At 54.5% G+C, this 22,366-nt stretch carries 20 protein-coding genes; 11 read left to right on the top strand and 9 right to left on the bottom strand.

Annotated elements, in window-relative coordinates:
* Positions 1-48: 48 nt before the first annotated feature.
* Positions 49-435: a RidA family protein gene (locus OES20_05800; protein ID MDH3634203.1), complete on the top strand. Its 387-nt coding sequence runs from the start codon at positions 49-51 to the stop codon at positions 433-435.
* On the opposite strand, the gene OES20_05795 is transcribed toward OES20_05800, so the two are convergent.
* From OES20_05795 to OES20_05785, 3 genes are all read right to left on the bottom strand, one after another.
* Positions 436-1,914 carry an aspartyl/asparaginyl beta-hydroxylase domain-containing protein gene (locus tag OES20_05795; protein ID MDH3634202.1) on the bottom strand — a complete coding sequence of 493 codons (1,479 nt, stop codon included), beginning with the start codon at positions 1,912-1,914 and terminating at the stop codon, positions 436-438.
* A gap of 73 nt (positions 1,915-1,987) precedes the next feature.
* On the bottom strand, positions 1,988-3,715 hold the full coding sequence (locus tag OES20_05790; GenBank protein ID MDH3634201.1) for an NAD-binding protein: 1,728 nt from the start codon (positions 3,713-3,715) through the stop codon (positions 1,988-1,990).
* A gap of 7 nt (positions 3,716-3,722) precedes the next feature.
* The gene (locus OES20_05785) at positions 3,723-4,106 is read right to left on the bottom strand and encodes a DUF6394 family protein (GenBank protein ID MDH3634200.1); all 384 of its coding nucleotides are present in this window, start codon (positions 4,104-4,106) and stop codon (positions 3,723-3,725) included.
* A gap of 139 nt (positions 4,107-4,245) precedes the next feature.
* Here OES20_05785 and OES20_05780 point away from each other — a divergent pair, with 139 nt between their 5' ends.
* Genes OES20_05780 through OES20_05770 form a run of 3 tightly spaced genes read left to right on the top strand, consistent with a single transcriptional unit; the run spans position 4,246 to position 7,291 of the window.
* Entirely contained in the window at positions 4,246-5,445 is a 1,200-nt protein-coding gene (locus OES20_05780; protein MDH3634199.1) for a Xaa-Pro peptidase family protein, read from the top strand.
* 8 nt (positions 5,446-5,453) lie between these two features.
* A complete protein-coding gene (locus OES20_05775; protein MDH3634198.1) occupies positions 5,454-6,425 on the top strand; it encodes an NAD(P)-dependent oxidoreductase in 972 nt (323 codons plus the stop codon).
* Complete coding sequence (locus tag OES20_05770; protein ID MDH3634197.1) at positions 6,422-7,291, top strand: TauD/TfdA family dioxygenase; 870 nt, start codon at positions 6,422-6,424, stop codon at positions 7,289-7,291. The genes OES20_05775 and OES20_05770 overlap by 4 nt, the downstream gene beginning before the upstream one ends.
* Before the next feature lie 20 nt (positions 7,292-7,311).
* On the opposite strand, the gene OES20_05765 is transcribed toward OES20_05770, so the two are convergent.
* The gene (locus OES20_05765; GenBank protein ID MDH3634196.1) at positions 7,312-8,130 is read right to left on the bottom strand and encodes a mechanosensitive ion channel; all 819 of its coding nucleotides are present in this window, start codon (positions 8,128-8,130) and stop codon (positions 7,312-7,314) included.
* 161 nt (positions 8,131-8,291) lie between these two features.
* Here OES20_05765 and OES20_05760 point away from each other — a divergent pair, with 161 nt between their 5' ends.
* Both OES20_05760 and OES20_05755 read left to right on the top strand, forming a co-directional pair.
* Positions 8,292-9,821, top strand: a complete 1,530-nt coding sequence (locus OES20_05760; GenBank protein ID MDH3634195.1) for an FMN-binding glutamate synthase family protein — start codon at positions 8,292-8,294, stop codon at positions 9,819-9,821.
* 9 nt (positions 9,822-9,830) lie between these two features.
* Positions 9,831-11,465 carry an acetolactate synthase large subunit gene (locus OES20_05755; GenBank protein ID MDH3634194.1) on the top strand — a complete coding sequence of 545 codons (1,635 nt, stop codon included), beginning with the start codon at positions 9,831-9,833 and terminating at the stop codon, positions 11,463-11,465.
* Positions 11,466-11,625: 160 nt separating this feature from the next.
* On the opposite strand, the gene OES20_05750 is transcribed toward OES20_05755, so the two are convergent.
* Genes OES20_05750 through OES20_05740 form a run of 3 tightly spaced genes read right to left on the bottom strand, consistent with a single transcriptional unit; the run spans position 11,626 to position 15,206 of the window.
* Positions 11,626-12,591: a DMT family transporter gene (locus tag OES20_05750; GenBank protein ID MDH3634193.1), complete on the bottom strand. Its 966-nt coding sequence runs from the start codon at positions 12,589-12,591 to the stop codon at positions 11,626-11,628.
* Positions 12,588-14,075, bottom strand: coding sequence for an exopolyphosphatase (ppx, locus tag OES20_05745; GenBank protein ID MDH3634192.1), 1,488 nt, complete (start codon positions 14,073-14,075; stop codon positions 12,588-12,590). The genes OES20_05750 and ppx overlap by 4 nt, the downstream gene beginning before the upstream one ends.
* A 27-nt stretch (positions 14,076-14,102) precedes the next feature.
* Positions 14,103-15,206, bottom strand: coding sequence for an alcohol dehydrogenase family protein (locus OES20_05740; GenBank protein ID MDH3634191.1), 1,104 nt, complete (start codon positions 15,204-15,206; stop codon positions 14,103-14,105).
* Positions 15,207-15,399: 193 nt separating this feature from the next.
* Between OES20_05740 and OES20_05735 the strand changes: the two genes are divergently transcribed.
* The 5 genes from OES20_05735 (at position 15,400) to OES20_05715 (ending at position 20,773) form a co-directional block, all read left to right on the top strand.
* The gene (locus tag OES20_05735; protein MDH3634190.1) at positions 15,400-16,644 is read left to right on the top strand and encodes a rhodanese-like domain-containing protein; all 1,245 of its coding nucleotides are present in this window, start codon (positions 15,400-15,402) and stop codon (positions 16,642-16,644) included.
* 105 nt (positions 16,645-16,749) lie between these two features.
* Positions 16,750-17,763, top strand: a complete 1,014-nt coding sequence (locus OES20_05730) for a sterol desaturase family protein (protein MDH3634189.1) — start codon at positions 16,750-16,752, stop codon at positions 17,761-17,763.
* A gap of 177 nt (positions 17,764-17,940) precedes the next feature.
* Positions 17,941-19,035: an aromatic ring-hydroxylating dioxygenase subunit alpha gene (locus tag OES20_05725; protein MDH3634188.1), complete on the top strand. Its 1,095-nt coding sequence runs from the start codon at positions 17,941-17,943 to the stop codon at positions 19,033-19,035.
* Complete coding sequence (locus OES20_05720; protein ID MDH3634187.1) at positions 19,028-20,314, top strand: Coenzyme F420 hydrogenase/dehydrogenase, beta subunit C-terminal domain; 1,287 nt, start codon at positions 19,028-19,030, stop codon at positions 20,312-20,314. Before OES20_05725 ends, OES20_05720 begins: the two co-directional genes overlap by 8 nt.
* Positions 20,315-20,512: 198 nt before the next feature.
* Entirely contained in the window at positions 20,513-20,773 is a 261-nt protein-coding gene (locus OES20_05715) for a hypothetical protein (protein MDH3634186.1), read from the top strand.
* A 46-nt stretch (positions 20,774-20,819) separates the two neighbouring features.
* On the opposite strand, the gene OES20_05710 is transcribed toward OES20_05715, so the two are convergent.
* Both OES20_05710 and OES20_05705 read right to left on the bottom strand, forming a co-directional pair.
* Positions 20,820-21,821 (bottom strand): fumarylacetoacetate hydrolase family protein, encoded by a 1,002-nt coding sequence (locus OES20_05710; protein ID MDH3634185.1) that lies wholly within the window; start codon positions 21,819-21,821, stop codon positions 20,820-20,822.
* A 2-nt stretch (positions 21,822-21,823) separates the two neighbouring features.
* On the bottom strand, positions 21,824-22,363 hold the full coding sequence (locus OES20_05705; GenBank protein ID MDH3634184.1) for a VOC family protein: 540 nt from the start codon (positions 22,361-22,363) through the stop codon (positions 21,824-21,826).
* Between the last annotated feature and the right edge of the window lie 3 nt (positions 22,364-22,366).

The raw sequence follows: 22,366 nt of genomic DNA, 5'->3' as shown, positions 1-22,366 counted from the left end.
CGAAGTTTCCCATAGATTTAAAGCAAAACATAACCGGGAGGACGCAGCATGCCGCAAAAAGAGGTCATTGGAGCACCGCTGGCAATCGACGGACGGGTACTGTCGCTTTCACGGGCAGTACGTGCGGGAGATTTTGTTTTTATAACCGGCCAGGTGCCGATGCGCGACGGCAAGCCGATGACAGATGGCAGTATCGAGGATCAGACCCGTGCCTGCCTCGACAGCCTGCGTGAGATCCTGGACGAGGCTGGATGTGAACTTGGTGACGTGGTGAAATCGATGGTCTGGCTCAAGCGGCGCGAGGACTTCGCGGGATTCAACGCCGTTTATTCGGAGTACTTCGCAGACGAGCCGCCGACGCGATCCGCGCTCGTGAGCGAGTTCCTGATCGATATCCTCGTAGAAATCGAGTGCGTCGCCTACAGGCCCCGATAGTTAATGTGGTGCCCCATGGCATTGCTTGAATTTTTTGCCTGAATTGCAGGGGCAGGGCTCGTTGCGACCTACTGTCCTGCCGTTGTAGCTCGGGATCGCGCTGCTGGGCGGTACTTTACGCGGCGGCGGTGTTGGCCGCTTGTCTTCGGGGCGCACCGTAGAGTTCGGTACCCAGTCGACGATCAGGTGGATGCGATCTTCATCGCTGCGATTATCGACCGCGTGCAGGGTGGCGTTGTTGATTTCCCACATTTCGCCTTCGCCCAGTACTTTTTCTTCACCACCAATCGTAAACGTGACCTGGTCATTGGTAATTACAGGAATGTGGATACGATGACATTTCAACAGGCTGAACATTCCGTCGGTATGGGAACCAATTCTGCCATGAGCCTGCAGGCGTGCAAACAGGGCCCGCACAATGTAACCATTGTTATCATAGTAGTTCGCGATGAAATCAAAAATTGGCTTGAGCTCTCGTCTGAACTCGCTGTATAAATCATGATAGGTAGGATTGTAATGGCGAAAATCATCGTCATGAATCAGCAGCAGCGACTGGGTTTGTTTATGTGCCTCGTAAGTTTTCTCGCGTCCCGATTGATGCCATGCGCGCTCCGGAATTTTCGCCAGCTTGCGCTTGATGAATTCGAGATCGACATCGGGTTTCATCAACAGAAAATTGTGCGCCTTGCCCGATAGTTTTTGAAATGAATCATTGCGATAACTGATTTGAATGTTGGGAAACTCGATGCGTTTTTCGTCCGCTTCATCCCGTTCAAATTTGTAACCGTATTTATCAATCAGCTGCGACTCCTTTTGCGCAATCAATTCACGCAGCTCGTCATCGAGGTAACGCGAGTAGTGGCTGTGACGTGAGGCGTTCATTCTCGGATTAGTGTCGAACTTTGCCTGCATCGCGGCGACCTCTTCGACCTCCAGTTGTCTCATTATCGACAGGAATTCCTGCTGCAGGTTTTCAAAACGCCCGATATGCAGGGCTTTGTTTTCGATATCGCCATGCATGCGCTGAAACTGCCAGGAGTAGTAACCGAGCTCTGGTGAAGACATATTACGGATCGAATCTTTGGTCAGACCAACCCCGGCATTGCCTTCCAGTGTTTCCGGCAAAATATCGATAAGCGCGTTACGGTAGTTTTGACTCTCGGGTGAATCTGAGCACAGATTGACCAGGTTTTTAATCGTACGCTTGAAGTCGGCCTGAAATCCGTCAGAAATAATAAAAAACAACGGGGTATTGATTTCGGGGCGTGTATTGAACGCGTACCAAGAAACATACCAGTCCCAGGGGTTTCGTACCATGCCCACGACCGGCAAATCGGCATATTCAACAGGCAGCATGTGGTACGGGTAGTGATAACCGATAGGCTTTGCACTCGGGACACAATCGTGAAGGATATGGCCCAGTGATTGACCACCGGTCTTGTGCATGTGAATGAGCACAAATTTATCGGTAATGATCATATAATTTTTAGATTCAATTGGTTGAGCGGTAGCTGTGGTAATTCTACGACATTCTATCGCAGTAACAAGATTGTCATAACTGAGTTATCGTGGTGTGACTGCGATCATCGAACCAGCGGAATAAATAGCCGCGTGGCTTGTCGCGGCCACTGAGCAGGTAGTCGAGCGTGTAGGCATTGTTCACGGTTGCCGAGAGTATGACTTCGCTATGCTCGGTGCCGCAGAACAATATTTCATCATTCAGCATGACTTGCGCGTCGTCGCCGGGCAGCATCGTGCACTGCCCATCGCGCTTGATGGTCAAAGGGATGCAGGCAATCAGGCCGTCGAGATCATGCGGGTCTTTCCTGATCTGCCCCAGGTTCAGCTTTCCGCCACTTTGCAGATATTCGCTAGCCGCGCTGGCTTCCTCGTCGTTGATCCGGCAATGCCACAAATGTGGTGGCTTGTCGCCGATCTTCGATTTAAGACGTTCCACGGCCAGCTCACAAATGTCCTCGCCCTGTTCGCGCAGGTAATCGACGAACTGCTGAACCTGTGGTGATATCAGATGCTTGAGTACCCGCCTGGCCGTGGTCAGGCTTGATTGCAGCACCAGGTTAGCGCTGGCGGCATCAAAGGCGATCTGATTTTCGTGTCGATTCTGACGGGCGATGGTAAAAGCATCAGGTTTTATCGCTTTTACACACATCAGGATGCTGAGATTATCGTGGTCGTTATCGGTGCCCGCCACGACGCCGACAGCGTTTACCAGTCCGGCCTTGAGCAGGGTTGCGCTATTGGCATGCTCATTGATAACCGTTGCCGCCCCCTTTACCTTGCCCGCGTTGGGGTCGATGATGACCGGCTTTATACCGTTACGGATAAATTGTCGGTATAGCCATTTTCCCATGCGGCCATAGCCGCAGATAATCCAGTTGCCCGTGGGTACGGTAATCGGCTGTCCCAGCTTGACCCGTGGATTGTGTACCAGGCAGGCATTCAGATTGTGCAGGCGAGGGGCAGTGATCGCCATGCTTATCAGCTCGGAAAAAATTTCAAACGGGTTGATGATGGTGACATGACCCAGCGAACACAGGTGCTTGATATGCTGTTTCGTCGTCGAGCGGCACAGGATATGGATAACCGGATTCAATAATCGTGACATGACCGCGATGCGTGCATTGGCCTCGTCATCAACGGTTAGAATCACGACACCCCTGCAATTCGGCATTTGCACACCGGCGTCAACCAGGTGCTTGGGATTTGCCGGGTCCGCGCACAGGCCGGGCATGCTGACGCGGTAGTCTCTCAGCCCCAGCGCCTTGATACGTTCTGGATCGATGTCAATGATGACGGCACGCATCCAGTGATCGCTGAGGCCGCGTGCCAGCAGGCTACCAGTATCGCCGAAGCCACAGATGATATAAAACGGATGCTGGATGCGTCGCACCTTCTTGGCGAAGCGATGCTCCCTGAGCGCCAGCAGAAAATGCGGATTTTGCACCAGACGGAAAATCGATCCGATCGCATACAGCCACGCGACCACGCCCATGTAGAGACAGAGAATCGCCCATAGTCGCTGTTCATCGGTAAATTCAGAGGGAATCTCGCCAAAACCGGTCGTCGTTGCGGTATAGGTGAAAAAATAAAATGAATGAAACAGGTTCATATACTCGACGTTGCCGTCAGCATCCCGGCCTGGAATCAGCGCCATGCCGGTGATGCCAATCGCGTAGACGACAATCAGTACAAAAACCGGCCCGCGCATGTAGCGCAGAACCACCATCGAGACGCGGTCTAGTTCTGCGGTGGTCGCCATGGATTTGCTAGCGGCGGGAGATCAGCGTATCGCTGACCAGGATAACAACGGTGACGATACTGGCTAACAGCGCGCCGCCGGCCAGCGACACGATATTGGCCATGGACTCGGGGCTTGGACCGAGCGCGGTCTGATTTTCATCGATGACCCAGATGACGCGCGCTGCGATCAGCAACAGGTCGACCACGAGGCTACTCGCTAGCAACAACGCGCCGACCTGGGAGCGATCACCGAGCTTGAGCCCGGTCGCGATCAAGTTAATCAGGATTGCAATTGTCAACAGCCAGACGTTGTGGTGGCTGGCATTGTCGATGTCCCCCATGACGAAGGCGTAGGTGAAGGCCAGTGCCAGGATAATCACAAAGCCAAAAACAACCCGCTCCAGGTTCATGTCCCACCCCGCTTCGATGTTATTGTTGCGACAAGAATACGCCGATCCGGTGGATTCGTCACCCGCCACCAAAAATGTCGATTTATTTGCTGCTGCCTGTATGATTCTCCATGTTTCACATTTCAGGTTTTATTCGATTATGGGTTTAGAGTTCCCAGCGGTTGTCGACGCAGATGCGCAGGACAGAATACAGAACTATCGCGTCGAACAGGTCAGGAAAAGATTGATCGAAGCCGAATGCCCGGCGATCGTGTTGTTCGATCCGGTGCATATTCGCTATGCCACGGGTACGCGTAATATGCAGGTCTGGACCATGCATAATATCTGCCGCTACGCGGTGATATTCTCAAGCGGTGAATCTGTGTTATTCGAACTAAACAGCTCTGCGCACCTGGCGCTGGATTATGTAACAGATATTCGCCCCGCGCTGACGACTGATTTTATGGCGGTCGGCAACCGGGCCTCAGAAATGGGCCGGCGCTGGGCTGAATCGATGATTTCGCTGTTGCGGGAAAAAGGGATTACCGAGAACAAGCTCGCAATCGATCGCGCCGACCTGACGCTGGTGCTGGAAAGCCAGCGCCGGTCGCTGGAGCTGATCGATGGGCAATCGATCATGGAGCAGGCGCGGGCAATAAAATCACTCGATGAAATCGACGCGTTGCGCCGCTCGTTGCGAACTTGTGAACAAAGCGTTACGGCGATGCGAGAAAAACTGGAACCCGGTATGCGCGAGGCCGAGGCGCTGGCCCTGCTCATCGATGGTAGCATCCAGCGCGGCGGCGAATATCCCGAAACCCGTTTATTAACCACCGGGCCGAGAACCAATCCGTGGTTCCAGGAAACCTCGGATCGGGTAATCGAAAACGGCGACTTGCTGGCTTTCGATACCGACCTGATCGGGCCAATGGGTTACTACAACGATATTTCGCGCAGCTGGGTGGTCGGGGATAAGGCCCCGACGAGTGCACAACGGCGGCTCTACACCCTGGCCTACGAGCAGATGCAGCACAATACCGAATTGCTGAAACCCGGATTGGGATTTCTCGAGTACTCGGATATGAGTTACCAGTTACCGCCCGAATGCATTCCGAATCGCTACGCAGACGTGGCGCACGGTTGCGGACTCGGCGTTGAATACCCGTTTATCTGGTACCGCGAAGACGAAGAGTGGGGCGCCTATGACGGTATATTCGAGGAGAATATGGTGGTGTGCATCGAGTGCTATGCCGGCGAACTGGGCGGTAAAGAAGGTGTCAAGCTCGAGCAGCCGGTCTGGCTCAGTGCAGATGGCCCGGTCGTGTTATCGGGCTATCCGTTCGAACTGGATTATTTATGAGGGTGACAATGAAAATTGGATTTATCGGACTCGGTAACGTCGGTGCGAAGCTTGCCGGCAGCTTGCTGCGTAACGGCTTTGACCTGGTGGTGCGCGATGTGGACGACGATGTCGCACAAGAGCTTCTGCAGCAAGGTGCGCATTGGGGCGAATCGGGTCAGCAAATGGCGCAACAGTGCGACGTCGTCATTACCTGTCTGCCGTCACCGACGGTGTCGGCCGAGGTCATGGAAGAATCCCACGGTGTGCTGGCAGGAATGGGCCCCGGCAAGATCTGGCTGGAAATGAGTTCCACCGATGCTGATGAAGTCCGGCGCCTCGGGGCCATGGTCGAGGCCAGGGGTGCGATACCGCTCGATTGCCCGGTATCGGGTGGCTGCCATCGCGCCGCCACCGGCAATATCGCGATCTTTGCCGGAGGTAAGCGTGAAGCGTTTGACCAGGTGTTACCTCTGTTGACGTCCGTCGGTCGCAACATATTGCATACCGGGGAGCTCGGCAGCGCTTCGATCCTGAAGGTGGCAACCAACTATCTCGCCGGCGTGCAGCTGATTTCAACCGGTGAAGCCTTCATGGTCGCGAAGAAAGCAGGCATCGATCTCGGTATCGCCTACGAGGCAATCCGAATTTCATCGGGTAATTCGTTTGTTCACGAAACCGAGGGTCAGTTGATTCTGAATGGCAGTTACAATATTAATTTCACGATGGATCACGAGGTCAAGGACCTGACTTTGTTCGATGATCTTGGCAAAAAGCTCGGCGTACCGCTCGAAATGTCGCCGCTCGCGGTGCAAATCATGCGCGATGGGCTCGCCAGGTACGGACCGCGCGCCTGGTCATCGATGGTGGTCAAACGCCTCGAGGATGCCTGCAACGAGGACTTGCGTGCCCCCGGTTTCCCCGAGTATCTTACCGATCACGAGCCCGAAGCCGTTGGCGCAGAAGTGATGCCGCGGGCAGGGCAGGAGCCACAGTCATGACTGCCAGATACAAGACCATCGAAGTCTCACCCCTGAGTCCGGCGCTGGGCGGGATTATCTCGGGAGTCGATATAGCGGGAGGCATCAGCGACGCGCAGTTTGCCGAGATTCGCCAGGCATTTATCGACTATAGCGTCATTTTCTTGCGTGATCAGCAGCTCACCCCCGATCAACACATCGAGTTCGCGCAGCGCTGGGGCAAGATCAACGTGAATCGTTTTTTCCAGGCGGTGGACTCTCACCCGGTCATTGCCGAGGTGCGTAAGGAAGCACACCAGAAGGCAAATATCGGATCCAGCTGGCACACCGATCATTCTTACGACCAGATTCCGGCGTTGGGATCGATACTGTATGCGCGCGAAGTTCCATCGGTGGGTGGCGATACCCTGTTTGCCAGCATGTACGCGGCTTATGATGCCCTTTCCGATGGGCTCAAGCAGATGCTATCGACGATGAACGCCGAGCATTCCAGCCGGCATGCCTTCGGCGAGGTTGCCTATATCGACACCGACCCCGACGATCTCAACGACAGGCTCGGTAATACCGGGGCGGCAACGCAGGACGCAATCCATCCTGTCATCATTAAGCATCCGCTGTCGGGTCGTCCCGCACTTTACGTTAACGGTGACTTTACCGTGAAATTCGAGAACTGGACTAAAGAGGAATCGCAACCGTTGCTCGATTACCTGTATGCGCATGCCCGCCGCAATGAATTTACCTGCCGTTTCCAGTGGCAGAAAGGATCCATGGCAATCTGGGACAATCGTGCCACGCACCATAGCGCGCTGAACGACTATCACGGTGAGCGTCGCCTGATGCATCGCATCACCATCGATGGGGTAGAACTGAAATCAGCGGCAGCCTGACGACTGCCGCGTGCGAAATCTTAACTCGCTGCATTAACTTCGTGCATGTAAACATCCTGCTGCGGATACGGAATACTGATTCCCGCCTCGTCAAACTTCACCTTGATGCCCTCCAGCAGATCGGCTCGAACCGGCCAGTAATCGCCTGATTCAACCCACGGGCGCACATTCAGGTTGACACTGGAATCAGCCAGTTCCCCGACCGCAACCGCGGGAGCGGGATCTTTCAGTATGCGTTCATCGGCTTCCATCACCGCCATGATGATGTCGCGTGCCTGGCCGATGTTATCGTCGTAACCGATACCGAATACGAGATCGATTCGGCGCGTCGGTAGCGCGCTGGTGTTGACGATGTTGCCACCGATGATCGATGAGTTGGGAACGATGAGACGCTGGTTATCGCCCGTGTGCATCATCGTTGCAAACAGGCCGATTTCATCGACGACGCCTGCCGCACCACCCGCGGTAATAAAATCACCGATCTTGAAGGGCCGAAAGATGATGATCATGACCCCGGCAGCAAAGTTACCCAGCGAATCCTTGAGTGCGAGGCCGACGGCGAGTCCCGCAGCGGCAACAATCGCCATCAGCGAGGTCACATTGACACCGAGCGAGTCGATGGCCGCGAGCACTACTGCGATGAGCAATATGGCGTAGGTGATATTGCCGATAAAGCCAACCAGTATGGCATCGGTACCGGCTCGACTCATTGCCTTTTTAACCAGGTTACTCAATATTCGTGCAACGATCTTACCGACGATAAAGATCGCAATCGCAATTCCGATCTTGATGCCCCAGTCGAAGGCGTTTTCGGATATCCAGGTTGTTATATTTTCCATGATGTCTCCTGTACTTGGATGATAAATTTAAGCGGCGTGATTGTGCCATTTTTGTCCGTACTAAAGAAGTTTATTTGCGGCCGATAAAATTCTGATTAAACGCTGAATGTTTTATTATGATTGGGGTCGAAAGATTCTAATAACAACTGCGAGGATACCCCATGGAATTGCCCTTTGTCGGTGACACTGTTAATAACTTTGTGTCCGGTTTTCTGTCCATTGTCGCAACTTTGTTCGTGCTGGCAGTGTGCATCGGATTGATTACACTGGTTGTCATTTATATTGCTGACGTGACCCAGACCAAGCAGGCAATTCGACGCAACTACCCGGTCGTTGGTCACTTTCGCTATTTCTTCGAGCATCTCGGCGAGTTTTTCCGACAGTATTTTTTTTCGATGGATCGGGAAGAGCTGCCGTTTAACCGGGCTGAGCGCTCCTGGGTTTACCGTGCGGCCAAGCACATCGACACCACGGTCGCGTTTGGTTCGACCCGGGATTTGAAACCCGCCGGGACGACAATTTTTGTTAACTGTGCGTTCCCGACGCTCGGTGCCGATGCAGTACCGCCGGGCGAAGTTACGATCGGCCCTTATGCCAAAAAGCCTTATGTGACGCGTTCTCTTTACAATATTTCAGGGATGAGTTACGGCGCCTTGTCGGCACCTGCGATTACCGCACTCGCCAATGGCGCCAAGAAAACCCAGTGCTGGATGAATACCGGTGAGGGCGGCGTATCGCCCTTTCACCTGGAACCCGGTTGCGACCTGGTGGTACAGATCGGCACCGCCAAGTACGGGGTGCGTGATCTCGACGGCAACCTCAGCGATGAAAAGCTGGTCGAACTGGCCAGGCACGAGCAAGTCCGTATGTTCGAAATAAAGCTGAGCCAGGGCGCCAAGCCGGGGAAGGGTGGCATCCTGCCCGGTGCGAAGGTCAGCCCGCAGATCGCCGAGATTCGAGGTATTCGAGTTGGCGAAGATTCGATCAGCCCGAATCGACACCCCGACATAAACTCGGTCGATGACCTGCTTAATATGATAAATCACATCAGGATTCTCACCGGCCGACCGGTTGGATTCAAAACTGTGATCGGTGCCAGTGGCTGGTTGGATGAATTGTTTGATGAAGTTAAAGAGCGCGGTATCGAAAGCGCACCGGATTTCATCACCGTTGACGGTGCCGAGGGAGGCACCGGTGCCGCGCCGATGCCACTGATTGACGAAGTAGGCCTGCCCCTGCGCGAGGGTTTACCGCTGGTGGTTGACAAGCTGAACCTGCATGGATTGCGAGACCGGGTCAAGGTGATTGCTTCCGGCAAGCTGGTGCACCCGGCAAAAGTTGCCTGGGCGCTCTGTATGGGTGCTGATTTCTGTACCTCGGCGCGCGGCTTCATGTTTGCGCTGGGCTGTATCCAGGCGCTGCAGTGCAATAAGAACACCTGCCCAACCGGAATCACCACGCACGATGTCAAGTTACAGCGCGGGTTGGATCCGGTAAACAAGGCGCAGCGCGTTGCCAGCTTTCAGGATCAAATCGAACACGAGGTTGGTATCATTGCACATTCCTGCGGGGTGCACGAACCGCGTCAATTACGCCGTTTCCATTGTCGTGTGGTACAGGATAACGGGCGATCGGTACCGCTCGACGAAATTTATCCCGATCAAATTTCGGTAGAATCGGCACCAGCTTAAGGAGTTATTATGAAGGCGAGTGACTTGTTTGTGCGCTGTCTCGAGAACGAGGGCGTCGAGTATATTTTCGGTATTCCGGGAGAAGAGAATCTTGACGTCATGGACTCGATGATCGGCAGTAACATCCGGTTTATCACCACGCGCCACGAGCAGGGTGCAGCGTTCATGGCCGACGTTTACGGACGGCTGACCGGCAAGGCGGGTGTCTGTCTCTCCACCCTCGGCCCGGGTGCCACTAATCTGGTTACCGGTTTTGCCGACGCGAACATGGATCGTGCTCCCATTATCGGCATCGCAGGCCAGGGCGCGACCACGCGTATGCACAAGGAAAGTCACCAGGTGCTCGACCTGGTTAATCTGTTCGCGCCGATTTCCAAGTACAGCGTGCAGATTCGCGAGCCTGAAATCGTCGCCGAAATCGTGCGCAAGGCGTTCAAGGCGGCCCAGGCCGAAAAACCGGGCGGCAGTTTTATCGACTTTCCGGAAAACGTGGCCGAAATGGAGGTTGAAGATAAGACACCGCTCAAGGTTCAAAGCCCCAAACCACCCGTGCCGCCGGCCGATAAGATCAGCCAGGCGGCGCAGATTATTTCGCACGCGAGCTACCCGATCGTAATGGCGGGAAACGGCGTCGTGCGTGCCAATGCGAACGATGCCCTGGTCGGTTTTGCCGAAAAGCTTAAGATTCCCGTGGCAACCACATTCATGGCCAAGGGCAGCATTCCGTTTTCTCATGAACTGTCGCTGGGCACCGTGGGCTTGCAGGCCCACGATTATGTTGCCTGTGGTTTCGACCGTGCCGATGTCGTGGTTTGTGTCGGCTACGACATGATCGAATATCACCCGTACCTTTGGAATGCCGAGAAATCAGCCAGAATTATCCACATCGATATGAGCCCGGCCGAAGTCGATGAACACTATATTCTCGAGTGTGGGGTGGTTGGCGATATCGGCGCAGCGTTAACCGCAATTGCGAACGAAGCCAGATCCCAGGCTGACTCAAAGGCGCAAGTCCTGCGTGAGACGATTGTCGAGGAACTCAATGCGCACAACGATAACGACGCTTTTCCACTGGTGCCGCAGAGAATCATTCTTGATTTGCGCGAGGCCCTGAATCCGGAAGATATCGTGGTTTCCGATGTCGGTGCGCACAAGATGTGGATGGCCCGCATGTACCAGGCTGAGCGCCCCAATACCTGTATTATTTCCAATGGATTTGCGGCAATGGGCATAGGTTTGCCGGGTGCCATCGCTGCCAAGCTCGCCTTTCCTGACCGGACTGCATTAACCGTGACCGGTGATGCCGGTTTCCTGATGAATTCGCAGGAGATCGAAACCGCGTTGCGCATCGGTACCGCGATTATCATCCTGGTCTGGAACGACAGTAAGTACGGCTTGATCAAATGGCACCAGGACCGTCGTTTCGGTCGAGATACCCAGATTGAGTTCAACAATCCGGATCTCGTCCAATATGCCGAGAGTTTTGGCGCCACGGGCTATCGCGTCGAGTCGGCTGATGATTTGTTACCGACGTTGAGACAGGCGATCGCCGACGATACCGTGGTGCTGATCGATTGCCCGGTTGATTACTCGGAAAACATGAAGCTCACCGAAAAACTCGGTAACCTGGTCTGCCCGATCTAGGGATTATCCACATTTAAGTGAAAACCGGTATCTTGAATAATGGTACATTGATTCGGCCATAAAATGCTGCATTGTTTTCAGCCAGCATAAAGGCCCTTATTGATAATATTCACTGTTGTCTGACCGACATATCGACAGGACATCGAGGTTACGAAGCGGTTTATCGACGGGTTAAACCCGAATAAGCAATCGGCCTTGCCTCCACTTTTGCCTCGCGTCTGAGCACATAGATGCCCGAACCGATGATCAGGGCGATACCGGTAATGCCGGGTAAATCCGGGACGTCGGACCAGATTAGGTAACTCAGTAACGTCACCCAGACGATCATGATGTATTCGAAAGGTGCAATATGCGAAGCGGGTTGACGCTGATAGGCACTACTCGTACACATGAAACCCAGCGCGCTGGTCAATCCGGTCAGCGTCAGCAAAAATAAGTCAAAACTACCTGGCATCGACCAGGCGCGCAGCAGAAACTGCGCACTGACGCCAGCATCCTGTGCTGGCTCGATGCCCGATAACAGCAACCCGGTGAAACTGCCCAGCAATACAAATGCGACGCTCGCATACAGTGACATGACCGCCGGTGGATCGGTCATTTTGGCGACCCGTACCATGAGTTGGCAGCAGGCATAAAAAAATGCCGAAACGACCGGTAACAGGCTGAAAAAATTAAAGGATTCGGTATCGGGTCGCAGCACGATCAGCACCCCGACAAAACCGATCGTGATGCTTACGAATCGACGAAAGCCAACCTTTTCACCCAGCAGGGGAATCGACAGCAAGGTGATAAAAAACGGCGCGGTGAAAAACAATGCCGTCGCAACCGTCAATGAAGTACCGGCGAGAGCGATATAAAAGCTCATAAACGCTGCCAGCATCAGTACCCCGCGGGCCAGGTGGAGGCCGGGATGATGATGCCGCAGGAGGCCGATACCGTGGGTGAAATGAATCAGTACCAGCAGCAAAGGGACAGCGACGAGGCCCCTGATGGTCAGGATTTGATGAACCGGGTAAGCGCCGCTCATTTCCTTGATGATGGCATCCTGGATCGCAAACAGAAACTTGCCGCCGGACATGATTGCGACCGCCAGCAGTAACGATCTTGCGGAGGCGGTCTGGATCAACTCTTTATGAAGCGCAATTCGTAGCCGACTGCCGCCATCATCTCGACTTCCTGCTCCAGGTAGGCATTGGTGAGGGGATGGTTTTCCAGCCAGGGCTCCGGAATCTCAAAAGTCATATCCTGGGCATCGTTCAGTTGTAATCGCAGTTGCGGTAACTCCATCGGGCCACGCCCGCGATTGAGTAACACGGCCAGGCGCAGGAGTCTTGTCATCAGGCTCAAGGCATCGGAGCGCACGTAGACGCTATCTTCGATTAACTCGGGCTGGAATTTGCGGCGATGCAGTCGCACCATGATTGACAAGGCCCCCTGTTCCTGGCGGGAGAATCCGGGCAGGTCCATGTTTGCCAGCACGTAGCCACCGTGTTTGTGATACTGGCTGTGGGCGATCATGAGACCGATTTCATGTAATTGCCCGGCCCAGCCCAGCAACCGCCGCTCACGATTTAACAAGCCCTGATGTTCCTGGATCTGGTCGAATAGCGCCAGCGTGGTGTGACGAACCCGCTCGCCCTGGTCAATGTCGATATGATGCCGCTTCATCACGTCAAATACAGTAATCGCGCGCCGGTCTTCGTAAAGCACCCGGCCAATCAGGTCATGCAACACACCCTCCCGCAATGAACCCTCGGAAACTCTCATGAATTCTAGGTCCAGGGAATTGAATATTGCTGTCATCACGGCAACGCCACCGGCGAATACTGGTCGGCGTTCTTCGCTGAGGCCATCAATCTTGAGTTTTTCGAGCTTGCCCGCCTTGATTATTTTATTGACCAGCTTATCCAGACCCTTGCGCGTTATACCGGTTTCACTCCAGCCATTTTCGCGCAACACGTTGTCAATGGCACGGGCGGTTCCCGAGGTGCCGATAAAGTCATCGGGCGCAAACGACTTCAATTTTTTACGGCAGGTTTCGAGTTGGAGCTCTGCGCGCAGTATTGCCTGCTTCATGTTCGAGTGGTTGTATTTGTTATCGGGAAAAAATCGTTCGCTACTGCTGACACAACCCACGTACACGCTTTCAAGAAATACCGGTTCGCTTTTGTCGCCAACGATAATCTCGGTGCTACCGCCACCGATATCAACCACCAGGCGCCGTCCCCGGTCACCCTGCAGCGTTTGCGCTGCACCGAGATAAACCAGGCGCGCTTCTTCCAGCCCGGAAATTATTTCGATCGAAAATCCCATCGCCTTTTCCGCTTTTGCGATGAATTGCCTTGAGTTCTTGGCTTTACGCAATGCGTTGGTGCCGACCACGCGCACGTTATCGGACTTGAGGCCGCGTAGTCTTTCGCCGAAACGGGCCAGGCAGTCGAGCGCCCGTTCGCTGGCTTCGTCGGTCAACAGGTTGGCCTGATCCAGCCCGGCTGAAAGTCGCACCATTTCGCGTTCGCGGTCGATTATTGTCAATGCGTTCTCTTCCTCGCGCGCTACGACGAGGTGAAAGCTGTTAGAACCCAGATCGATCGCTGCAAATTGTTCCACTTTATTCTGTACCGCTATCAGTAATTTTCATATTTCAACAACAATGTTACCAACATGCTTTTTCTGCAGGAAGGTTTCTTGCGCCCTGGCCAGCTCCTTGAGCGGAAAGGTTTGCGCCAGCAGTGGTTTGAGTAAATCCTGTTCGATTAAATTGACCAGTCGCTGCATTGTACCCGGCGGCACGATGGTAGCCCCGGTCAGCTGCAGATCCTTGTAAACCAGCTGGCGTAAATCGAACTCGACCAGCGGACCGGCAATCGATCCCGAGCTGGAGTAGCGTCCGCCCTGGCGCAGCGCATTGATCAACGGCGTGAATGTCGAACCACCGATCACGTCGAGCGCGACATCGACCGATCCCCCGGCCACATCGCGAATCGCCTGCTCCAGGTTGTCGGTATCCCGGTCAATAACCTGATCGGTCCCGAGCTTTTTCAGCAAATCAGCCTTGGATGAAGATGCGATGGCAATGATTCGAGCCCCTCTCAGGCGGCATAGCTGGATTGCTGCGGAGCCGACACCGCCAGAAGCTCCGGTAACCACGACTGTCTCGCCGGGTTTCAACCCGGTACGCGCGATCAGGTTCTCGGCGGTGGTGTATGCGCAAGGGTAGGTTGCCAGTTCGGCATCGCTTTGTCGGGTGTTGATACGAATGGCGTTTTCACTGCGTATCGTCGTGTACTCGGCAAAACCGCCGTCGCACTCGGAACCGAAATAACGCGAACGTGATGCATCGAGCCAGTCACCGGTGTCGAGAATCCAGGGATCGAGAATGACGCGTTCGTCGATGCGTGAGATCTCGACGCCGTCCCCGACCGCAACAATTTTACCGGCAACGTCGGCGCCCTGGATGCGTGGAAATTTTATTGCGGTGCTACCCCAGCTGACGGCAGCGGTATCCGCGCCGGCAAATCCATCCTTGCCGGCAGCATCGGTAATGCCCTCGGTTACCATTTTGGAATACCAGGCGGTGCGCGTGTTGATGTCGGTATTGTTAAGGCCGCAGGCCGCAACGCGGACCAGTACCTCGCCCTCTGCGGGCACCGGCATCGGCCAATCTTGACGGTACTCGAGTTTGTCGAGACCGCCGTGCCCGGTTAGCACCACTGCCCGCATCGTAGCTGGAGCGGTCATATTTGATATCCACGCCGAAAGCAGGAATAGTATTTAAAGGTGAATTCAGAGTCACTAAGTTTATAATGCCGGTTGGCCGGGTTCGGGAGCCGATACGTCGGACTGCGGCATTCATGGTAAAGCGGGAACTCACCCCGGCGGGTATCGATGTATTGCGGTCGTGCCGCCCGCCCCGATGACAGGATTGGACGGAATGACAAACGATGGAAACACGATAGAGCAAGTATCAATCGACAAGTTTCGGATGCTGTTTCGCGGCGATACCGAGTTCGCCGTTATTGATCCGCGTGATGCAGCGGATTTTGCGTCGGGACACCTGTTGGCTGCCAGTAATCTTCCCGTAAACCAGCTCGAACAATCGATTGAATCAGCGGTACCGCTTGCGCATACCCTGTGCGTGTTATGCGACGCCGGTGGCGGCGAAGCCGAACGGGCGGCTCAAATACTGGCGTCCTGCGGCTACTCGAATATCGCGGTTCTCCATGGCGGTATCCCCGCCTGGAAAGAGAGGGGTGGTGCCGTGTTTTCGGGTGTCAGCGTGCCTGGGAAAGCTTTTGGTGAATTTATCGAAAAGTTTTGTGGGACACCGGCGATGACAGCGGCCGAGTTAAGCCATCGACAGAAAAACGGCGTCAAACTGCTACTGATCGATTCGCGTACTGCCGAGGAACACGAAAGCTATTGCATTCCGGGAGCGATGCTGTGCCCGGGCGCCGAGCTGATTTACCGGGTGCTCCCACTGGACGATCCCGAAACCGAGATCGTGGTGCATTGCGGCGGACGAACCCGCAGTATTATCGGCGCACAGACATTGGTTGATGCGGGCTGCAAACGAGTCTACGCGCTCGAAAATGGCACCATGGCCTGGCAGTTCGAAGGCCTTGAGCTTGAACACGGCAACCAGTTGTCAATTCCTGAACCGGCGCCCGATGCGCTGCCGACGATTCGCGCCACCGCGAAGCAGATGGCAGCGCGTTGGTACATCGATCGTGTCAGCTCGATTGCCGTACAGGCACATCGCAGCCGTTACCTGATCGATGTGCGCAGTCGCGAAGAATACGAGGCGGGGCATATCAAGGGTTCGATCCATGTGCCGGGTGGACATTTAGTACAGAATGTTGATCGCTACCTGGTGGTGCGTAATGCCACGGTTATCCTGATCGATGGTGATCGGGTCAGAGCGATTACGACCGCGGTCTGGTTGAGACGCATGGGTTGGCGGCGTGTATTCGTGTTTTCCCTGGACGACGACAAGGAGAATCTGGAATTCGGGCCGGGTAGTGTTGCGAGTCCAGTTGAAACTCGCGATCTGGACCCCAGCGACTATAGTAATCATGAAGCCTTGATGGCCGAAAATCGCGCCTACCTGGATTGGGAAATGGCGTTGATCGATTTGCTACCCGGCGAGCCGGCTGCGCCATACATGTCAACCGCGTGATATCTGATTTTCGAAGGCATGCAATCGAAAAATATCATTGGATTCAAGGCCGGGTTTTCAACACACTGCCGCGCAGGTTAATTGTGTGATAATTGAAGGTGAGGCATGACTGAAACAACCACGGCGGGCCAGCCAAAGGGCAAGCGGAAGTGGCATTTTCATCCAGACCTCGACGACCAGATGGCGCCGTTTTATCACTGGCCGCCGCAGCCCGGTAAGATCCTGCGTTACATCGCGGCATCCTGGAGTCCGTTCAGTGTGCGTATCTACGTACTCGGACTTTCGATTTTTACCTGGTTTTATTTTTCTCCTTCTCTGGAGCGTTGCCGCGAATTCGCTTTCGACTGGATTGCACAAATCTGGCTGCGCAATTTCCTGCTGATGCTGCTGGTTGCAGGTGGCCTGCACCTGTATATGTACACTTTCAGCAAGCAGGGCGATGAAGGCAAGTATGATCCGCGTGACCTCGCGCGTAACTCGAAACAGTTTCATTTCAATAACCAGGTCTGGGACAACATGTTCTGGGTACTGACCAGCGCGGTGGGTTTCTGGACTGCTTACGAAGTCTTAATGATGTGGGCCTACGCCAACGGCATCGCGCCTTACCTGGCATTCAGCGATAATCCCGCCTGGTTTATCTTGCTGCTGTTTGTCACCCCCTGGTGGGCCGGTTTTCACTTCTATTGGCAACATCGCCTGCTGCACGTGCCTTTCCTGTACAAGATTGCACACAGCTGGCACCACAAGAACACCAATACCGGTCCTTGGTCGGGACCGGCGATGCACCCGATCGAGCACTCGATCTGGCTGACCAGTGTATTAATCTTCCTGTTTATATTTTCTCACCCGATTCATGCAATTTTCATTTTGCAGTTCCATGCCTTGACCGCGGTAACCTCGCATACCGGGTTCGAGAACCTGGTGCTTGGCAAACACATTAAAATTCGCATGGGCGATTTCTTCCACCAGCTGCATCATCGCTATTTCGACTGTAACTACGGCACCTTTGAAACACCGTGGGATCAATGGTTTAAAACCTATCACGATGGCACCGCACAGGGTGACGACTGGATCAAGCAAAGGCGTCGTCTGTTGTACCAGCAAAAAGCAGTCTCCTGAGTGTTACCGTTTCGATTGATATACAGCTTGTTGATCGAGAGCTAACTATGCTTACAATTGGGCTCGATGGTTGATTGAGCGCTGCATCACCCGGTATGGGACAGGCCGTGGAGATGGCTGGACTCGACGCTTACTGCGAGACCAAATCGGTAATAATTAGCCTGTGGGGGACTGGATATGAGCAAGCAGCAAGCAGCAATAATTCAATCCCTGACGGCACAGGCTTATATCGATCCCGGGATATACGATGCCGAACAGCAGCTAATATTTGCATCGACCTGGCAATATGCCTGTCACGTCGAAAAGCTGGCTCGACCGGGTGACTACGTCGTCTGTGAACTGGCAAAGGAAAGCATTATCGTGATACGTGAAGACCACATCACGATCAACGCTTTTTACAATGTTTGTCCGCACCGTGCATCACGCCTGCTTGAAGCGGAAGGCTGCAAAAAGCGCTTTGCCTGCCCTTATCACGCCTGGACCTTCAATACCCGTGGCGAGCTTGTTTCCGCGCCCAATGCCCAAAATGTCGCCGGATTTAAGACCTCTAATTACGCCCTCAGGGCTTGCCGGGTAGAGATCATGCACGGGCTGGTCTTTATTAATCTGGATGATGATGCGCGACCGCTGAAAGAACTGGCGCCCGAATTGCTGGTCGATCTCGGTGCCTATGCGCCCAGGCTGCCTGAATTAACTTTTGTACATCGTACCGAGGCTTTACTCGACTGTAACTGGAAGGTCGCAATCGAAAATTATTCCGAGTGCTATCACTGTGAGCTGATTCACAAGGAACTGACCACGGGGGTACTCGATATGAATTCCTACCGCATCCGGATTTTCGCGCAATCCCAGAAACACCTGTCAGGCTCCCAACCCGGAGACAGCAGGGTTTACCAGTTCGAAGATTCGGACGCGACGGACTTTGTCGCCTGGTGGCTATGGCCGAATTTCGCTTTCCAGAGTTACCCGGGCGGCCGGGTGCATTGCTGGAAATGGACGCCGCTGGGTGTCGACCGCACCCATCTTACCGTCGACTGGTTTTTCCCGAGCGCAACGCTGGCCGATTGGGAAAGGGAGTTAATCAGGCATCACGCTGCAACCACCTTCAGCGAGGACAGTGCAGTTATGGCGCAGGTGCAACAGGGTCTGGGTAGCCGCGCTTACGAGTCCGGTCCGTTAATGATCGATGCCGTAAAATCTCAGTATTCCGAACATGCCGTGGCTGCGATTCAACAGCTCTGGCGCGAAGCCATGGGAGCGGGTTATGAGTGATAGCCAGACTCCGGTTGAACGCCTGAACGCGATCGTCGAGCAGGGGCTTTGTATCGGCTGCGGGCTATGTCAGTCGGTGGCGGGCAGGGATCGGGTTCGGGTCACCAAGACGCTGAATGGTTACCTGACGCCAGTGATTGAAGCTGAGCTCGACCATGAAACTGTCGATCGTATCTACGCGGTTTGTCCCGGCACCCGTGTCGAAGGTTTGCCTGAGCGATTGATCGAACCGGACACGCGCCATGATAATGTCTGGGGGCCATGGCGGCGCATGGTACGCGCCTGGGCGGGTGATCCCGAAGTGCGCTTCGAAGGTTCCACCGGGGGTGTGTTGACCGCGTTAGGAATTTATCTGCTCGAATCAAAACGGGTGGATTTTATCCTGCACGTCAAGACGTCCGCGTACGAACCGAGCTTTGGTGATCGCACTTTAAGCTTCACCGAGGCCGATGTAATAGAAGCGGCCGGTTCACGCTATGGCCCTGCCGCACCGCTTATCGACATCGGTGAGGTGCTTGATCGTAACCAGTCTTTTGCCTTTATCGGTAAACCCTGCGATGTCTCGGCACTCAGGAATTACGCCAGGCTCGATGAGCGTGTCGATCAACAGGTCAAGTACTGGCTGACACTGGTCTGCGGTGGTTACGGTACACCCCGGGGAACGATCGAGTTTTACAAGCGCATGGGTATCGATCCGGACAAGGTCACCGCATTGCGATATCGCGGTCGCGGTTGTCCGGGACCGACGCGGGTCGAGAGCGGAGACAGGGTACAGGAATTTCATTACATCGATTACTGGGGTGAAGACGAGACCTCCTGGCAGCTGCCGTTCCGCTGCAAGATCTGTCCGGATGCGATTGGCGAGGCGGCCGATATCGCCGCCCTGGATACCTGGATCGGTGGCTCGCCAACGCGCGAGGGGAGTGTCGACGATCCCGGGATCAACGCGATCATCGCGCGCACCCAGGCCGGCGAGGCGTTGATCGCGGCCGCTGCGGCGGCTGGCGCTTTAACGCTCGAATACGATATCGTTCCGGATACCGTCAGCGTTTATCAACCCCACCAGGTCAATAAGAAATACGCGGCCTGGGCACGTCACCAGGGCCTCAGGGATGCCGGGCGTATCGTACCGCAAACCGAACGCTTGCGGATTGCCGAACTCGCACAGGAATTACCCGATGAAGCCAACCAGTTTCAACGCGAGGGCACACGCAAGCGCATCGAAATTGGCAAGGCCACCGAACCGACCCCAGAGCCGGCATCCCATTCAACGGCTTAGCCAAAACATACCCGGGCCACGCCCGGCTGAGTTTCCTGCAGCACCACTAATAGATTCCGGCTTTCGCCGGAATAATGACCACTGGTCGCAAGTAGAGGCCCATGCAGTATTCCGGTCAATTTAACCCATATGGGTGATGTGGATGTTTCATTGGCCTGTGTAGTATGGGGTGTTATCAGGAACAGGGACGAGGTGCTTATGGATATCTCCCCCCAAATTGAACCAACATCGACAGGTCGCCTTTTAACCTGTCTGGGTCTCGCTATCGATGAAACCAAGCTGATCAGATCGATAAATGAGTCGAGAAAAGTGTTTGCGCAACTGGAGGCGGATGACCCTTCCTCGCACAGATTGCTTTTCCTGAAGAAAGAAATAACGAATCTTGAGGCGAGATTGACAAAAATTCGGCGCAAGGCCAGCCGAATTAAAATCGTCATCCATCTGAGTAAATTCAAATAGCCTGGCCTGGATCGATCCGATGGTGTTACCTCGGTTTAATGCACGGTCAAACCTCGTGATGCTTGACCACCTGATCGATGGCGCCAAAGATCGAAGCACCGGTCGCGTCGAGCATTTCGATGCGGACACGATCACCAAAGTTTAGAAACGAGGTTTTCGATGCGCCCAGGTCGATTGCTTCGATAGTGCGAAGCTCGGCAATACACGAGTAACCTACACCCCCCTCCGCAATCGGTTTGCCAGGCTCACCGTCGAGCTTGTTCGACACAGTGCCCGAACCAATGATCGAGCCTGCCGTAAGCGGCCGCGATTTTGCCGCGTGTGCAATCAGCTGGCCAAAGTCAAACGTCATATCGATGCCGGCATTGGGTTTACCAAAACGTTCGCCATTCAGGAACGACAACAATGGTAAATGCAGCTTGTTGTCCTGCCACGCATCACCCAGTTCGTCGACCGTGACGGCGACCGGTGCGAAGGCACTCGATGGTTTCGATTGGAAAAAGCCGAATCCCTTGGCCAGTTCTGCCGGGATAAGGTTACGCAATGAAACATCGTTCACAATCATGACCAGGCGTATATACTGCGCTGCGTCTTCCGCACTGACACCCATCGGTACGTCACCCGTCACCACCGCGACTTCGGCTTCGAAGTCGATGCCCCAGTCTTCGCTTGCGGCAAGAATTGCATCGCGAGGCCCGATAAACGAATCCGAGCCACCCTGGTAAACAAGCGGATCGGTCCAGAAACTTTCCGGCATCTCGACCCCGCGTGCCTTGCGCACCAACTCGACATGATTGACGTAGGCGGAGCCGTCGGTCCACTGGTAAGCACGCGGTAACGGTGACGCGCAGGCGGCCTGATCGAATTCATCTCCCCACTGTTCAACTTTTACGGCGACCTTTTCAAGAGCGGGGGCAAGATCATCCCAGTTGTCGAGCGCATACTGCAGCGTTGGCGCAATACTGCCTGCTGAGCGACAGGTTTTCAGGTCTCGTGAAACGACAACGAGTTCTCCGTCCCGACCACTTTTCAACGAGGCCAGCTTCATGGCTAGTCGCCCGTGAACTCGAGTTCATGTAACCAGGCCGCGTGGCGGGGTGCTTTTTTGGTCTCGCTCCACTCTTCGAGCATCGCCGGTGCGATGCGCTTCAGTTCCTCGATCTGCTCCTGCGTCTGTGTGTTGGCGACGAGCTCGAGACGATGACCATTTGGATCAAAGAAGTAGATCGACTGAAAGATACCGTGGTTGGTTGGCCCGATGACCTCGATACCCTGAGACTCGATATGTGTTTTGGCAGTTAGCAGTGCATCATAATCCTCGACTTCAAACGCGATGTGTTGCACCCACTCCGGCGTATTGCGGTCGCGATCCATTGGTTTCTTCGTTGGCAGTTCGAAGAATGCGAGTACGTTACCCATCCCGGCGTCGAGAAACACGTGCATGTATGGATCCGGTTCCTTGGTCGAGGGTACCCTGTCTTCGGCAAACGCGATCTGGAAGTCCATGTTGAGGACACGCTGGTAAAACTCGACAGTTTCCCTGGCGTCTTTGCAGCGGTAAGCCACGTGGTGAATACGTTTCAATTCCACTGG

This window comes from Gammaproteobacteria bacterium, from assembly GCA_029862005.1.
Taxonomy (GTDB): Bacteria; Pseudomonadota; Gammaproteobacteria.
This window is presented reverse-complemented; position numbering and strand designations above follow the sequence as displayed.